The organism is Holophagales bacterium (assembly GCA_016719485.1).
Lineage (GTDB): Bacteria > Acidobacteriota > Thermoanaerobaculia > UBA5066 > UBA5066 > UBA5066.
Genome location: JADJZB010000008.1, coordinates 170,371 through 184,697, shown reverse-complemented (window position 1 = coordinate 184,697; position 14,327 = coordinate 170,371). Strand labels below are relative to the sequence as shown.

At 71.8% G+C, this 14,327-nt stretch carries 14 protein-coding genes; 4 read left to right on the top strand and 10 right to left on the bottom strand.

Translation table 11 applies throughout. The annotated features are described in order from the left end of the window. Positions 1–46 precede the first annotated feature (46 nt). Positions 47–1,279, top strand: a complete 1,233-nt coding sequence (locus IPN03_07255) for a hypothetical protein (GenBank protein ID MBK9373524.1) — start codon at positions 47–49, stop codon at positions 1,277–1,279. Then, the gene (locus IPN03_07250; GenBank protein ID MBK9373523.1) at positions 1,276–1,812 is read left to right on the top strand and encodes a hypothetical protein; all 537 of its coding nucleotides are present in this window, start codon (positions 1,276–1,278) and stop codon (positions 1,810–1,812) included. Before IPN03_07255 ends, IPN03_07250 begins: the two co-directional genes overlap by 4 nt. A 136-nt stretch (positions 1,813–1,948) precedes the next feature. Here IPN03_07250 and IPN03_07245 read toward each other — a convergent pair whose 3' ends face one another. Next, positions 1,949–3,007, bottom strand: a complete 1,059-nt coding sequence (locus IPN03_07245) for a DUF1573 domain-containing protein (GenBank protein MBK9373522.1) — start codon at positions 3,005–3,007, stop codon at positions 1,949–1,951. A 123-nt stretch (positions 3,008–3,130) separates the two neighbouring features. Between IPN03_07245 and IPN03_07240 the strand changes: the two genes are divergently transcribed. Then, a complete protein-coding gene (locus tag IPN03_07240; protein ID MBK9373521.1) occupies positions 3,131–4,561 on the top strand; it encodes a UDP-N-acetylmuramate:L-alanyl-gamma-D-glutamyl-meso-diaminopimelate ligase in 1,431 nt (476 codons plus the stop codon). Here the strand turns inward: IPN03_07240 and IPN03_07235 are convergent. The 5 genes from IPN03_07235 to hslV are packed head-to-tail and all read right to left on the bottom strand — an operon-like array spanning position 4,558 to position 9,172. Further along, entirely contained in the window at positions 4,558–5,322 is a 765-nt protein-coding gene (locus tag IPN03_07235; protein ID MBK9373520.1) for a fumarylacetoacetate hydrolase family protein, read from the bottom strand. The two genes, IPN03_07240 and IPN03_07235, sit on opposite strands and share 4 nt — an antisense overlap. Further along, entirely contained in the window at positions 5,319–6,182 is an 864-nt protein-coding gene (gene dapF, locus IPN03_07230) for a diaminopimelate epimerase (protein ID MBK9373519.1), read from the bottom strand. The genes IPN03_07235 and dapF overlap by 4 nt, the downstream gene beginning before the upstream one ends. A 2-nt stretch (positions 6,183–6,184) precedes the next feature. Further along, positions 6,185–7,267 (bottom strand): hypothetical protein, encoded by a 1,083-nt coding sequence (locus IPN03_07225; protein ID MBK9373518.1) that lies wholly within the window; start codon positions 7,265–7,267, stop codon positions 6,185–6,187. A 4-nt stretch (positions 7,268–7,271) separates the two neighbouring features. Beyond that, complete coding sequence (hslU, locus tag IPN03_07220) at positions 7,272–8,630, bottom strand: ATP-dependent protease ATPase subunit HslU (GenBank protein ID MBK9373517.1); 1,359 nt, start codon at positions 8,628–8,630, stop codon at positions 7,272–7,274. Beyond that, positions 8,627–9,172 carry an ATP-dependent protease subunit HslV gene (hslV, locus tag IPN03_07215; GenBank protein ID MBK9373516.1) on the bottom strand — a complete coding sequence of 182 codons (546 nt, stop codon included), beginning with the start codon at positions 9,170–9,172 and terminating at the stop codon, positions 8,627–8,629. Before hslV ends, hslU begins: the two co-directional genes overlap by 4 nt. Positions 9,173–9,229: 57 nt before the next feature. Between hslV and IPN03_07210 the strand changes: the two genes are divergently transcribed. Beyond that, positions 9,230–10,744, top strand: a complete 1,515-nt coding sequence (locus tag IPN03_07210) for a hypothetical protein (protein MBK9373515.1) — start codon at positions 9,230–9,232, stop codon at positions 10,742–10,744. A 52-nt stretch (positions 10,745–10,796) separates the two neighbouring features. On the opposite strand, the gene xerC is transcribed toward IPN03_07210, so the two are convergent. Genes xerC through trmFO form a run of 4 tightly spaced genes read right to left on the bottom strand, consistent with a single transcriptional unit; the run spans position 10,797 to position 14,327 of the window. Next, a complete protein-coding gene (gene xerC / locus IPN03_07205) occupies positions 10,797–11,720 on the bottom strand; it encodes a tyrosine recombinase XerC (GenBank protein MBK9373514.1) in 924 nt (307 codons plus the stop codon). A gap of 16 nt (positions 11,721–11,736) precedes the next feature. After that, complete coding sequence (locus tag IPN03_07200) at positions 11,737–12,057, bottom strand: c-type cytochrome (GenBank protein MBK9373513.1); 321 nt, start codon at positions 12,055–12,057, stop codon at positions 11,737–11,739. 19 nt (positions 12,058–12,076) lie between these two features. Then, positions 12,077–12,964, bottom strand: coding sequence for a hypothetical protein (locus IPN03_07195; protein ID MBK9373512.1), 888 nt, complete (start codon positions 12,962–12,964; stop codon positions 12,077–12,079). A 4-nt stretch (positions 12,965–12,968) separates the two neighbouring features. Continuing rightward, positions 12,969–14,327: a methylenetetrahydrofolate--tRNA-(uracil(54)-C(5))-methyltransferase (FADH(2)-oxidizing) TrmFO gene (trmFO, locus tag IPN03_07190; GenBank protein ID MBK9373511.1), complete on the bottom strand. Its 1,359-nt coding sequence runs from the start codon at positions 14,325–14,327 to the stop codon at positions 12,969–12,971.

Genomic DNA, 14,327 nt, shown 5'->3' with positions numbered 1-14,327 from the left:
TTTCCGGGAGCTAATATTCCCGCTCCCCCCGGAAAGGAGCCCCGAGATGAGACGCGTTCACCTGGCCGGCCTCGCCCTCCTCCTCCTGCGAGGTCCGGCCCCTGCAGACCCGCCAGCCACGACGCAGTGGATCCTCGCCACGGCGAAGGCCACGGGACGCGGCGGAGAGGAATTCGTCAGCTCTCTCCGGATCGCGAATCCCCTCGCCGAGGCGGCGCACGTCGACCTCACCTACCTCGCACAGAGCCCGATCGACGAGACGTTCTCGGCAACCGGCGACAACGGCGCCGCCCCGAAGGTGCGCGTGACGGTGGGCCCGGGGGAAACGCTCGCGATCGAGGACGTCCTCGGTACGACGTTCGCCGGGCAGGCCTCTCCTTTCGGCGTCCCGGCCGGCGGCATCCGGATCGACTCCGACCACCCCGTCTCGGTCGTGTCCCGCACGTTCGTCGCGAACGCCCGAAGCGCCAGCGGGGTCCCCGGGACCTTCGGTTTCTCGATTCCCGCGCAGGGGACGGGGCAGACGGTCTCGGCCGGCGAGACGGCGTGGCTGACCTACGCCTCGTCCGCGCCGTCCGCCTCGAGCGGTTTCCGGACGAACCTCATGCTTCTCAACGCCGGGACGGCGACGACGGTCGCGAGCGTCGCGCTCCTGCGGGGCGACGGAACGCCGGCCGCCGCCACCCGCGATTACACGCTCGGCCGCGCCTCGGCGGCCCAGCAGACCGACCTCGGCGCATCGTTCGGCGTCACGGGGCCCGAGAGCAACCTCCGGGTCGTCGTCACGGTGAAGCGCGGCGGTCCGCTCCTGGTCGGCGCCTCGCTCATCGACAACGCGATCTCCTCCATCGCTTACGTCCCGTCCGCGAAGGTCGACGCGCCCGACGACGGCGCCTACGGATGGGTCGTCACGCAGGGAGACGCGGCCCTGGCCTCGGCCGGGCGGCTCGACGTCTTCGACGGCGTCCCGAACTTCCTGAGCGGCCTGCTGGTCGTCGACTGCCAGGCCGGCTCGTTCATCTTCACCGTCCTCGCCTACGGGGCCGATTCCGGGGTCACGCCGAACACGGCGTTCACGCCGCTGGCCGGGGGAGGCTGGGGCTTCGAGGGGAGCGCCCCTGAATCCGGGGCCTGGGCGGGAACGGTCCTCCCCTGGGTGGACGGCACCGTCTACGGGTCGGTGACCTTCACGACCCTCGCCTCGGCCCGCTGTTCCTCCGTGACGCGGTCCTACGCATTCGCCGGCAGGAAGGCCTTCGATTTCGGAGGGACGCCTTGAGGACTTTGCCGCCCCTGTGCTCTGCGACCGTACTCGCCCTGGCGCTCGCCGCCGCGGCCTGCAGCCGCCCGGAACCCCGGACCCTCTTCCTCAACTTCGACGCCGAAAGCTCGTCCCGCGCCCTGACCTCCGGCTGGTCCGGCTATGAGAAGACCGCCTCCGGGGACACGTTCGTCTGGGCACAGGCCCGCGAGGCGGCGCTGGCCGTCACGGCCGACGGCCCGGCCGACCGCCTCATCCGTTTTCGCGCATGGCCGTTCGGGTGGGCGGGGGCGCCCGGGCAGTCGGTGACGGTCTGGGTGAACGACGTGCGCCTCGAGACTCTGACCGTCCTGGCGGGCCCGCGGGTCTACGAGACGGCCTCGCCCGGACCGGCGTGGAAGAGCGGCGTGAACGTCCTGCGGTTCGAGTTCGCCTGGGCCGAGGCCCCGAAGGACCGCATCCCCGACGCCGCCGATACCAGGACGCTCGCCGCCGCGTTCGACTGGGTCGAGATCCTCCCGCTGGGCGGCGAGGTGTCGAAGCAACCGTAGCGGACCGCCCGGAGACCCCCGCCGGTATGCGACGCGGGCACCGGGGGGTCCGGGGGGCGCAAGGAAACGCGCCCCCCGGAAGCGGGCCGGGGGACTCTCGTCCGCCCGGCCCGCGAGGTCTGCTCCTGAAAGCGGGCTAGAGGATGACGCCCTTGAGCGGGATCCTGATCTCCTTCTTCGCGGGGTCGGTCGTCGACACCGTGACGAACCCGTCGAAGACCCCCTTCTTCACCTTGTCGTCGACCGAGATGATGACCTGCGCGCGGCTCTTGTCGGCCATGACGACCTCGGCCTTCACTCCCGGGACGCTCGACTCGGCCTTCGTCACCTGGAAGGCCTCGTTCTTGAGGTTGTTGTTGATGATCGTGACCGTCCGCTTGACGGGATCGGCCTTCGGCTCGAAGTTGCCGAAGTTGACCGAGAGGGGAGTGATCGAGAGGGTGGGCTTGACGTAGCCGGAGACCGCGAGGCTGAGATCGGGCTGCTTGGCGGCGCCGGTCGTCACCTTCACGTACCCGCCGAGGAGACCCTCCGGGGCATCGGGGGTCGTCGTGACCGTGACCTTCCACTGGTTGGCGCCCTTGCCGGCGACCTTCTCGGCTTCGGTGGCGGGGGCGAGAGTCGCCTTGATGTAGCTGTTCGGCGGCTCCACCTTCGTCGGCTTGAAGTCGGCCTCGCCGGACGACAGGATGATCTCCGACGTCGCGATCTCGCCGGTGAGCGCCTGGAGGCGGAAGAAGCCGACCGGATGGGTCTCGACGTACGGCTTCACGTTCGCCAGGACGAAAACCGTGACCTGGGGCTTCTCGGGGTCGTCCGTCAGGATGAGCGCGGACTTGGAGATCGGGCCCTGGAAGGTCTTCGTGTCGACGTTGAGGACGATCTTGCCCTCTGCGCCCGGCTTGATGGTCTTGTCGTACTCGGGGGCGGTGCAGCCGCAGGAGGGCTTCACGTCCGTGATGTGGAGGTCGGCCTTCCCTTCGTTCCTGAGGATGAACGTCGCGTGGACGACCTCCCCCTTCGGGACCGTTCCGGCGTCCTTCTTCTCGTCCACGAGGACGAGCTTGGGAGCAGGCGCCGACGAAGCCGCCTTCGGGGCCTGGGCGAGGGCGACGGAAGGGGCGATCACGAGGAGGGCCGCCGCGAGAGCGGCGCCCGTCCGGCCGAGCCGGGCCTGGAACGCGGGGAACGTCATCGAAAGGACCTCCTGTCGTGGCGGCGAAGCGCCGCCACACGAACCTCTGATTATAGCTACCGCTGCCGAAGCCATCCCGGCGCGGTTGACGCTGGCAGGAGCCCAGAAGCAAACTCCGCGCCGATGTCGCGAACCTTCTACCTGATCGCCATCGGCGGGACCGCCATGACCCCCCTGGCCGCGCTCCTGGTCGAGAAGGGAGACCGGGTTCTCGGCTCGGACCTCCCACTCTATCCCCCGATGTCCGATCGCCTGGCCGCTCTCGGGATCGAGGTCCTTCCCGGGTTCGACGCCCGGAATCTCCCTGGCGGTGTCGACCGGGTCGTCGTCGGAAACCTCGCCGGGAAAGACAACCCCGAGCTCCTCGCGGCCCTCTCGCTCGGGCTTCCGGTCGCCTCGATGCCCCAGACCCTTCGGACGGAGTTCCTCGCGGGGAGGCACCCGGTCGTCATCGCCGGGACCCACGGCAAGACGACGACGACCGCCCTGACGGCCTGGCTCCTGGCTGCGGCCGGCCAGGCCCCCGGATACCTCGTCGCCGGCGAGCCGCGGAACTTCCCGTCCCCCTCGGCCGGCGGCTCCGGGCCGGCGTTCGTCATCGAAGGGGACGAGTATTCAACCTCCTGGGAGGACAAGGGACCGAAGTTCCTCCACTACGCCCCCGAGACGTTCGTCGTGACGTCGGTCGAGTTCGATCACGCCGACCTCTATGCCGATCTCGACGCGGTGAAGGCGGCCTTCCGCGCCGGCGTCGCCCTCGTCCCGCCGGGTGGACGGGTCGTCGCCTGCGGCGACGACCCGAACGTGAGGGACGTCCTCTCGCCGGCGCGCGCGCGCGTCGTCCTCTACGGCCTCGGGGCCGGTGGCGACCTGGACTTCTTCGCCGACGGGATCGAGGAGGGGCCGGAGGGAACGCGCTTCACCGTCCACCCGCGCGGGCGCGCCCCGTTCCCGGTCCTGTCGCCGCTCGCGGGACGGCACAACGTCGCCAACACCCTCGCGGCGCTCGCGGCCGGGGAGAGCCTCGGCCTCTCGGCGGAGCGGCTCGCCACAGGCCTTCCGAGCTTCCTCGGCGTGAAGCGCCGCCTCGAGGTGCGGGCCACCGCGGCGGGCGTCACCGTCGTCGACGACTTCGCCCACCACCCGACCGCCGTCGCCACCACGCTTGCGGGGGCGCGCAAGCGCTGGCCGGGACGGCGTATCTGGGGCGTCTTCGAGCCCCGCTCCCTGACGGCGGGCCGGGCCGACTTCCTCGAGCCTTACTTCGCCGCGCTGGGCGAGGCGGACGCCGTCGCGATCGCGGCGCCATACCACGCGGCGCGTCTCTCGCGCCCCGGCGCCCCCGGCGCCCTCGACGTCCCGGTGCTCGTCGACCGCCTCGCGGCCGAAGGCCGCGAGGCCTTTTCGGCTCCCGACCCGGCCGCTCTCGCCGAGGCCCTGCTGCCGCGCCTCGCGGAGGGCGACGTCGTCATCGTCATGTCGTCGGGCGCGTTCGGCGGCCTCTGCGGACGGCTCGTTCAGGAGCTCTCGACCCGCGAGTCGGCGTCGGCCTAGGATTCCCGCGCGACACGCACCGAGAGGCGCGGGAGCCCTTCGATCTCGACTTCCAGGAGCTGTCCGTCGGCGAGGGGCCCCACCCCCTCGGGCGTCCCGGTCAGGAGGAGGTCGCCCGGCTCGAGCGTCATCGCCTGCGAGACCCACGAGACGAGCGCCGGGAGGTCGAAGATCATCCGCGACGTCCGGCCGTCCTGCTTCACCTCGCCGTCCAGAATCGTCCTGAGCGAGAGGTCCGAGGCGTCCAGGCCGCTCTCGACGACGGGGCCGCAGGGGCAGAACGTGTCGAAGCCCTTCGCCCGCCACCACTGGCCGTCCTTCTTCTGGAGGTCCCGCGCCGTGATGTCGAGCGCCGGGGTGACTCCGAAGACGACGTCCCCGTACGCCTCCGGCCCCACCCGGCGGGCGCGCCGGCCGATCACGAGGGCGAGCTCCCCCTCGAAGTCGACCCGCTCCGACTCGGGCGGCAGGAGGACGGTCCCGCCGTGGGGGAGGAGGGAGGTCGCCGGTTTCAGGAAGACGAGCGGCTCCGCGGGGACCTCGTTGCCCAGCTCCTTCGCGTGAGCGAAGTAGTTTCTCCCGATGCAGAGGATCTTTCCCCCCGGCGGGACGGGCGGGAGGAGGGTGACCGTCTCGAACGGCCGCGGCCTGCCCGCGTCCTCGCCGCCCGCCCACGGGGCGTCGTCGAGCGGGGTGACCATGCCCGCTTCGAGCCGCCCGAAGCGGGGAAGGCCCTCGTCGTCGAAGCGCAGAAACCTCACAGCGCCTCCTCTTTCAGCAGGCCCTCGAAGACGACGCGGGCGTCGCCGGTCAGGGTGACGTCGTGCGCGAGGCTTCCCTCGAGGCGGAACCCGACGACGAGGGCGCTCCCGGAGCGCGTCGCGACGGAGACGGGCGGGAGCTGGCCGCGCTCGGCGCCGGCGACGACGGCGGACGCCACGACGCCCGAGCCGCACGAAAGCGTCTCGGCCTCGACGCCCCGCTCGTAGCTCCTCACGGAGAGGCGCGAACCGCCCCGCACGGAAACGAAGTTGACGTTCGCCCCTTCGGGCAGGTCGGGGTGGCGGCGGAGCGGCGGCCCGAGGGTCGCCACGTCGAGCGTCTCGACCTCCACGCCCCCCGCGCAGAAGACGACGAGGTGCGGCACGCCGACCGCGAGGCGCGCCGCGCGGGGCTCGACCTCCCGCCCCCCGGGGTCGAAGGTCGGAACGGACGCGCCGAGAGCGATCGGCTCCGGCAGGCGGAGGGTCACGTTCCCGTCCGGCCGCACCGTCGCACCGATCGCCCCCCAGCCCGTGTGCGCCACGAGCTCCTGTTCGGCGAGGCCCGTCAGGACCGCGAATCGGGCTGCGCACCGTGTCCCGTTCGCGCAGAACCGGGCCGGGCCGCCGTCCGCGTTGAAGTATTCGACCCGGACCTCGGGCCGCGCCCCGGTCGGGGTCTCCTTCTCGGAAACGAAGAGGACCCCGTCGGCTCCGACCCCGGTCCCTCGGCGGCAGAGCCGCCGGATCGTCTCGGCCTCCCGTCCCCCGACCGTGGCGGGTCCGGCGAAGACGAGGAAGTCGTTTCCGGCACCCGCCATCTTCCAGAACGACCTCGAGAGTCCCCCGATCGTGGCCATCGTCACTTCTCCTCCCTCGGACTCTCGTTTCCCGCGGCGTCGACCGCCGTCACGCCATACCGCCGCCCGCGCGGCGCGCCCGCGTCGTAGTACGACGGGTCCGCCAGGCCGTCGGTGAGCCGCCTCCAGGCCCCCTCTGCGTCCCGCGCCCAGACCCGGTATCCCGTCAGGTCGCCCGAAACGACCGGATTCCAGACGAGGCGGTTGCCGGCCTCTTCCGCGAGGACGATCAGCCCGTCCGGCGCGGCCGGGGGAAAGACGTCGCGCGTGTCGGCGACGACTTCGTCGCCCGCGGGCCCGAGAACCGGCGGCAGGTCCGCCGTCGGCGCACCGCGGACCGTGTAGACGTACCTCTTCCCGGCCACGACCGACTCGTCCACGTAGGGGGAGACCGCGGAGACACCGATCCACGCGTCGTAGGCCTCCTCCGCCTCGTCGCGGCGGTAGATCGCGTAGGCCGCGACGCCCGGAGGGCTCGTGCCGTCGAGCATCGCTACGGGCGGGAGCCACTCGAGGCAGACCCGTCCCTCCTCCACCGTCGCCGCGAGGGCGAGCGGCTCCGCCGGCGGGACGCGCGGAACGATCGCGACGAGGGGAGAGAGGGGCGACTCCCGCTTTCGGTCGCGCGTCGCGGTGACGCCGTAGCGGAGGAACACCCGCCCGATCCTCTTCTCGAGAAACAGGGGCAGCATCGCGTCCCGGACGACGATCTCGCTCCCGACGGTCACACCGTCGAGGCCGGCGCGGTCGAGCTCGCGGACGACCTCGGCGCGTTGCCGGAAGAGCTTCTCCTCCCGCTCACGGTCGGCCGTCTCCTTCGCAGGCTCCGGGGCTCGCGCCCCGGCCGGCGCCGGAACGATCTCCCGGAGGACCGTGACCCGCGTCAGGTTCGTCAGCGGCGCGCCCTGGACGGTCTTCGTCGGAAAGGGGAAGCGCAGGACGACGTCGCCCCCCTCCTGCGACACCCGCAGCGGTTCCGGGCGCGCGGGGATCACGAGGAGGGGCGCCTCGGGGGCGATCTTCCTCCCGCACCCCGCGGCAAGGACGGCGGCCAGGACGAGCGGGGCGGCGCGGCGGGCTCTCAAGGGCTCAGAGGACGAAGCGAGAGAGGTCGCGGCTCGCGACGAGGTCGGCCATGGCGCGCGTCACCGCCGTGTGGTCGACGACGATCCGCGCGCCGGCGGCGTCGGGGCCGGCGAAGCTGACCTCCGAGAGGACCCTCTCGAGGATCGTGTGGAGGCGGCGCGCGCCGATGTTCTCCAGGCTCCGGTTCGTCTCGGCCGCCGCCTTCGCGATGTCGGCGAGGCCGTCCTCGGCGAAGACGAGCTCGATCCCCTCCGTCGAAAGGAGCGCCTGCGCCTGTTTCGGGAGGGAGTACTCCGGCTCGGTGAGGATCCGGAGGAAGTCGGCCTCGGTGAGCGCGTCCAGCTCGACGCGGATCGGGAAGCGCCCCTGCAGCTCGGGGATGAGGTCCGAGGGCCGGGCGACGTGGAATGCCCCCGCCGCCACGAAGAGGACGTGGTCGGTCCGGACGTTCCCGTGCTTCGTCTTGACGGTCGTCCCCTCCACGAGCGGGAGGAGGTCGCGCTGGACCCCCTCGCGCGAGACGTCGGGGCCACCCGTCTTTCCCTCGCGCCCCGCGATCTTGTCGATCTCGTCGAGGAAGACGATCCCCGTCTCCTCCGCGCGCCGGATCGCCTCCTGCGGGACCGACGCCTCGTCGGAGAGGAGGTCGGCCTCGCGGTCGACGAGGATCGCCCGCGCCTCGGAGACCGGGAGCCGCGCCTTCTTCTTCTTCGGGCCGCCGAAGAGGTTCGGGAGCATCCCGGGGAGGTCGATCCCCATCTCCTCGACCCCCTGCGGCGTCATGACGGAGATCTGGGGCGTCCTCTCGTCGACGACCTCGACCTCCACCTCCCGCCCCTCGTGCTTTCCCTCGCGCAGCTCGCGGCGGAGGCGCTCCTTTCCGTCGGGCCCGGGGACGAACCCCGCCGGGTCGACCTGGGTCGCGAGGAGGTCGACGAGCTTCTCCTCGGCCGCGGCCTGCGCCCGGTCCCGCACGCGCTCGCGCCGCTCGTCCTTCACGAGGCGGATCGCCGCCTCGACGAGGTCGCGGGCGATCGACTCGACGTCCCGTCCCACGTAGCCGACCTCGGTGAACTTCGACGCCTCCACCTTCACGAACGGCGCGTCGACGAGCCGGGCCATCCGTCGCGCGATCTCGGTCTTGCCGACCCCCGTCGGTCCGACCATCAGGATGTTCTTGGGCGTGATCTCGCGCGCGACCTCCGGCGGGAGCTGCTGCCGCCGCCACCGGTCGCGCAGGGCGACGGCGACGGCCTTCTTGGCCTTCCCCTGGCCGACGACGTGCCGGTCGAGCTCGGCGACGATCCGCCGCGGGGAGAGGTCCCTGAGGTGCGCGTCGCGCGGGGAGGCGGGCCGGCTCACGGGAGGGTCTCCACCACGATCGCGTCGTTGGTGTAGATGTCGATCTCGGAGGCGATCTTCAGCGCGGCCCGGACGATCTCGGCGGCGGGCATCGACGTGTTCCGGTAGAGGGCCCGCGCCGCGGCGGTGGCGTAGGGGCCGCCCGAGCCTACGGCGAGGATCCCCTCGTCGGGAGCGATGACGTCGCCCGTCCCCGACAGGAGGAGCGTCTTCTCGCGATCGGCGACGACGAGGAGCGCCTCGAGGGTCCGGAGCATCTTCTCGGTCCGCCAGTCGGTGGCGAGCTCGATGGCGGCGCGCTCCAGCTGCCCGCTGAACTCCTCGAGCTTGCGCTCGAAGCGGGTGAAGAGGGTGAAGGCGTCGGCCGTCGACCCGGCGAAGCCGGCGAGGACCGTCCCGCCGGCCAGCCGGCGGATCTTCGAGGCCCCCTGCTTGAGGATCGTCGTCCCGAGCGTCACCTGGCCGTCGCTGCCGAGGGCGACGGCGCCGTCCCTGCGGACGGCGAGGACGGTCGTGTGCCGGAATACGGGCGTTTCGCTCACGGCGGGAAGTCTACCCGCGCCCTCGACCGGCCTCGGGCGCCACCGGGAAGTGAGACGATGTGCCCCGTGCTTGGGGTGCCGATCGCCTTCTTCGCGCTCGCGGTTTCCGGTCCCGCTCAGGCGAATCCCGGGTCAGGGGCGCTGCATACGGGCAAGACACGGCTCGTCGAAAAGCTTCAGGCCGGCATACGGGACGACCAGAAGCGCATCGACGAGCTGCGTGCTTTTCCGGGGAAGGGAGGAGAGCTTCCGACCCCGGGTCCGGGGCCCTGGGCCATCGACCCGGAGGCTCTCCGGCGGAACGTCCTCGAAGAGGCGACGCGGCGCCAGAGCGCGTGGCGCGCCTTCCTCGGGGTCGTTTCGCAGGAGGAGGCCTCCCGGGTTCCCGGGCGCCTGAAGTCGCTCCTGCTCTCCTGCGGCCCGCGCGGGTGCCGCGACGGACTGACCTTGCCGGACGTGGAGGATTTCGTCGCCGCCTTCGGGGTGCCCGCCCTGCAGGCGCTTCTGGACGGCTTCGGCGAGCTGGACGCCGCGAAGAAGGAGACCGTCCTGAATCTCGCGCTGCGCGTCGACCCGCCGCTGTGTCCGAACGCCGTCCTGGATCGAGCGCTCTCCGATCCGGTCTTTCGGGTCCGCGCCGCCGCTCTCGGCGTCTGCAGGCGCAACTGTTCTCCCGGCGCGTTTCAGAAGAGCCTCGAGACCCTGCTCGCCCGCGAGTCCGACCCGGAGTTCCTGCTCCACCTGCTCGAGCAGGGGTCCGGCGAGAACGGGCGGAGCGCGTGGAGATACGACGCGCTGATCCGGCTGGTTCAGGACGGGCGCATCCCGGCCGGGAAGGCCTTCGGGCAACTCTGTTCCGTGACCCTCTCCGGTCAGAAACCGGACGCCGCCCTGGACGTCCCGTTCTGGCTGCACGTCTTCGACACCACCCCGTCGAGGAGGGCCTGCCTGGTCCAGAACCTCTTCCTGCGGCTCGACCAGGAACGACAGCTGGTCCAGCTCGGCCGCCTGCTCACCGAGGCGGCCGGGCACCGCTATGGCTTCGGCTCGGTGCAAGGCCTGTACGGCCCCGCCGCGCCACGGGCCTCTTCGTACTGGGATTCCATCCCGGGTGCGGCCGATCAGATGCTGGCCGCCTTTCGGGCGCACCTCGGCCCGCGGGCGATGCGCGCCTGGGAGAACGCACGGGAGACCCCGCTCGGTGTGAAGCTCCTGCTGGGCCAGTGGCTCGGCAGCGACCCGACCGGGCGCTTCCCGGGAAGGCTGCGGCTGCGGATCGAGGTCCGCTCCCCGGCCGGAGTCGTTTCCTCGGGCGAGCGGGACGTTCTGCTCGGCCAGCCCTTTCAGTTCACCCTCCCGTCGCTCGCTCCCGGGTTTCAGGACGTGAACTACCGGGGAACGGTCACCTTCGACCCGGTCGGGCTGCGCTTCGGGATCCGCGATTTCATCGTGGGCCTCGCGCCGTCCGGGGCGGGCTTCGCCCCCCAGATCCCGGTGGAGGGCAGCTTCGAAACCCGGTTGAGTTCCCAGGGGAAAGAGCACCTCTGGAGGATCAGCCTCTCGCCGCCGTGAGGCTGCCGGCGCGGGGCCCGTCGCGCTCGCGCCGCCGCCCATCCCATCGCCCTCAGCCCTTCTCCTCCGCCTTCGGGTGGGCTTTCCGGTAAACCTCCATCAGCCTCTCGACGTCGAGGTGCGTGTACTTCTGGGTCGTCGCGAGAGAGGCGTGCCCGAGGAGCTCCTGGATCGTCCTCAGGTCGGCTCCGGCGCCGAGGAGGTGCGTGGCGAAGGAGTGCCGGAGGGCGTGGGGCGAGGCGTGGCGCGAGACCTCTGCGGCCGCGAGGGCCGAGAGGAGGATCCGCCGCACGCTCCGGTCGGTGAGCCGTCCGCCGCGGGCGTTCAGGAAGAGCGGCTCGCCCCTCACGCGCCGCCCCGCGAGGAGGGCGAGCCGCGCCGGGAGCCAGGCCGAGAGCGCCTCCGCCGCCTTCTCGCCGAACGGGACGATCCGCTCCTTGCGCCCCTTGCCGATCGTCCGCACCTGCCGCGCCGGCAGATCGACGTCCGTCATGGAGAGGCCGACGAGCTCGGAGACGCGCAGGCCCGTGGCGTAGAGGAGCTCGAGGAGCGCCCGGTCCCTGAGGCCGAGATCGGTCGCCGCCGACGGAGCCTCCACGACGGCCGCCGCCTCGGCGACGGAGAGCGTGACCGGGAGGGGCTTGTCGGTCCTCGGGGTGGCCACGCCCCGCGCCGGGTTGCCTTCGACGAGCCCTTCCCGCTCGAGGAACGTGAAGAAGCTGCGCAGCGCCGAGAGGCGCCGCACGATCGAGCTGCGGGCCAGGCCGTCCGCCCGCAGGGACGCGAGCCACGAGCGGACGGCGAGGGCGTCGACGTCCGAGGCCTCGATTCCGGCGGCGTCCGTCCCCGAGAAGCGCCCGAGGAACGCGAGGAACCGGCCGACGTCGTCGAGATAGGCCTTCCGCGTGTGGGGCGAGACCGCCCGCTCGTCGGCCAGGTGCCGCTCGAACTCCGCGAGACCTCCCGCGAGGCTCACGCCCCCGCCCGCGCCGTCAGGAACCCTGCTTCGGAAGGGCCCGGATCTCCGCCACGAGCGCCTTCACCTGCTCGTCGGAGAGCTTGCGGCCGAAGGCCGGCATCCTGTCGTGCCCTCGCTTGATCGAGGAGGCGAGCCGGCCGTCGGAGACGCTCGCGAGCCACTTCGGGTCGGCGAGGTTCCGGGCCTTCTTCCTCTTCCCTTCCTCCGTCTGGCCCCGGCCGTCGTCTCCATGGCAGACGGTGCAGTTGGCATCCCAGGCGGCGGAGCGCTTCGGGGGCTCCTGGGCGGCGACGGGAACGGTGAAGAGGGCGGCGGCGAGGAGGAGTCTTTTCATGCGGCCTTTCCTGGTCTCGTCAATGGCCGGAGACCCCGGCGTGCGTGCTCACGTAGTCGGACATCTTGGTGCCGATCTCGTCGGTCTTCGCCCGGGACGCGGCCTCGCAGGCCTCGAAGTGACTCTCGATGGCGGCGTCGATCGCGGCGGCGGCCGCCTTCCACTGCCCGACCGTCTTCGCCTTGAAGATGTCGTCCGGGATCGGGATCGGCGTCGTGACGAGGTAGCTCTTGTAGTCGGCGAGGTGGCACGACTCGTGGAACCCCACCGTCGTGTCCTTTTTCGTCACGTCGTCGACCGTCGTGCCGCGACCCCACGCCGCCGGAGCCGACGGCTTCGCGTCGTCGCCGTACTGCACCTGGATCGTGGCCGTCCCCGTCACGACGATGTCTCCGACGACCCCGGTGATGGCCTGCGAGTCGGGCGGGGGCTCCGGCGCGTTCGCCGGGAGCGCGAACCGGGGCATCTCCGCCGTCACGTTCGACGGGTCGAGGAAGGTCCGGGCCCCGGCATCACCCGCCGGGTTCGGCTTCTTTCCGTCGGCGTCGACCCTCGCCTTGGCGTTGATCTTGATCCTGGCCTTCGTCGAGGCCTTCAGCGCGAGCTCCTCGGGCACCGTCACCGGCGGCGGGTTTCGCACGGGCTCGGTGACCTTCACGCCACCGTCCAGGACCTCGGCCTTCTCGTCCTCCGAGAGGGGCTCGAACCGGATGGACGGCGATTTCGGGTGCCGGGCGGACCCCGGCTCGCTTCCCTCGCTCCCCAGGCTGCCGGCCGTCCGGAACCTCCCGAGACCTCCGCTTCCGGCGGGTGCGTCCGGGTGGACGACGTCGCCTTCCCGCGAGATCCACGGGCTCGGCTCGGGAATGGTCGGGGGCTGCTGCTTTTCGTCTTCGGAGTCGCCCATGCTGCTACCTCTTTCCCGCGCTTTCCGGCTCCGCGACGCCGAGCGCCTCCTCGCGCCAGGCCGTCACCGACGCGACGGCACGACGGACGATCTCCTCCCGGCGTTTGGACCTGTCCCGGATCGGAGGGACGTCCGCGTCGTCGATCAGGCCGAACGTGACGTTCATCGGGGCGTAGTGCGCCTCGTCGCTCTGGGAGACGTGGCGGGACAGCGCGCCCAGCGCCGTCGAGAAGGCCAGGGGCTGCGGCTCGCGCCCCTCGAGGAGCTGCGCGAGCGTCGCGCCCACCATGAGCCCCGTGGCGGCCGACTCGAGGTATCCCTCGACGCCCGTGATCTGCCCGGCGAAGAAGACGCGCGGGTCCTTCTTCCACCGGAAGAACCGGTCGAGGTGTGCCGGGCCGTTGAGGAAGGTGTTGCGGTGGAGCATCCCGTAGCGGACGAACTCGGCGCTGCCGAGGCCCGGGAGCATCCGGAACATCCTTCTCTGCTCCCCCACCTTCAGCTTCGTCTGGAAGCCCACGAGGTTGAAGTGGCTCCGCGCGAGGTTGTCCTGGCGCAGCTGGACCGCGGCGTACGGGTCCCGCCCGGTGCGCGGGTCGGGCAGGCCGAACGGCTTCATCGGCCCGTGCCGGAGAGTCTCGATGCCCCGCTCGGCCATCGCCTCGATGGGGAGGCACCCCTCGAAGAAGACGGCCTTCTCGAAATCGTGGAACGGGACTTTCTCTCCCGCGAGCAGCTCCCGCACGAACGCCTCGTACTCCTCGCGCGTGAGGGGGACGTTCAGGTAGTCGGCCCCGCCCCCCTTTCCCCAGCGGCTCGCCGCGTAGAGGACCGACATGTCGACCGAGGAGGCCTCCACGATCGGGGCGACCGCGTCGTAGAAGTAGAGCTGGCTGCCGCCGAGGGCCGCGAGGAGCGACGCCGACAGGGCGGGCGACGTGAGCGGGCCGGTCGCGACGACGGTGTAGCCGTCTCCCGGGTCGGGCAACGTCTCGACCTCCTCGCGGACCAGCTCGACGAGCGGCTCTGCGGAGATCCGCGCGGTGACGGCGCGGGCGAAGAGCTCGCGGTCCACCGCGAGGGCGTCGCCGGCCGGGACGGCGGTGCGCCGCGCCTCCTCCATGACGAGCGACCCGAGGAGCTCCATCTCGCGCTTGAGGAGGCCGACGGCGTTCCCGGGGTTGTCCGACCGGAAGGAGTTCGAGCAGACCATCTCGGCGAGCCGGTCCGTCTCGTGGGCGTCGGTCGTCCTCGCGGGCCGCATCTCGACGAGGCGGACGCGGTGCCCCCGGCGCGCGAGGGCGTTCGCGCACTCGACGCCGGCGAAGCCGCCTCCGATCACCGTCACCCTCGGAGCCGTCAT

Coding starts and splice junctions, on each gene's coding strand:
- IPN03_07240 (MBK9373521.1), top strand. CDS start 3,131: ATGTCGCGAACCTTCTACCTGATCGCCATCGGCGGGACCGCCATGACC.
- trmFO (MBK9373511.1), bottom strand. CDS start 14,327: ATGACGGCTCCGAGGGTGACGGTGATCGGAGGCGGCTTCGCCGGCGTC.
- IPN03_07245 (MBK9373522.1), bottom strand. CDS start 3,007: ATGACGTTCCCCGCGTTCCAGGCCCGGCTCGGCCGGACGGGCGCCGCT.
- IPN03_07255 (MBK9373524.1), top strand. CDS start 47: ATGAGACGCGTTCACCTGGCCGGCCTCGCCCTCCTCCTCCTGCGAGGT.
- IPN03_07200 (MBK9373513.1), bottom strand. CDS start 12,057: ATGAAAAGACTCCTCCTCGCCGCCGCCCTCTTCACCGTTCCCGTCGCC.
- dapF (MBK9373519.1), bottom strand. CDS start 6,182: ATGGCCACGATCGGGGGACTCTCGAGGTCGTTCTGGAAGATGGCGGGT.
- IPN03_07210 (MBK9373515.1), top strand. CDS start 9,230: ATGTGCCCCGTGCTTGGGGTGCCGATCGCCTTCTTCGCGCTCGCGGTT.
- IPN03_07195 (MBK9373512.1), bottom strand. CDS start 12,964: ATGGGCGACTCCGAAGACGAAAAGCAGCAGCCCCCGACCATTCCCGAG.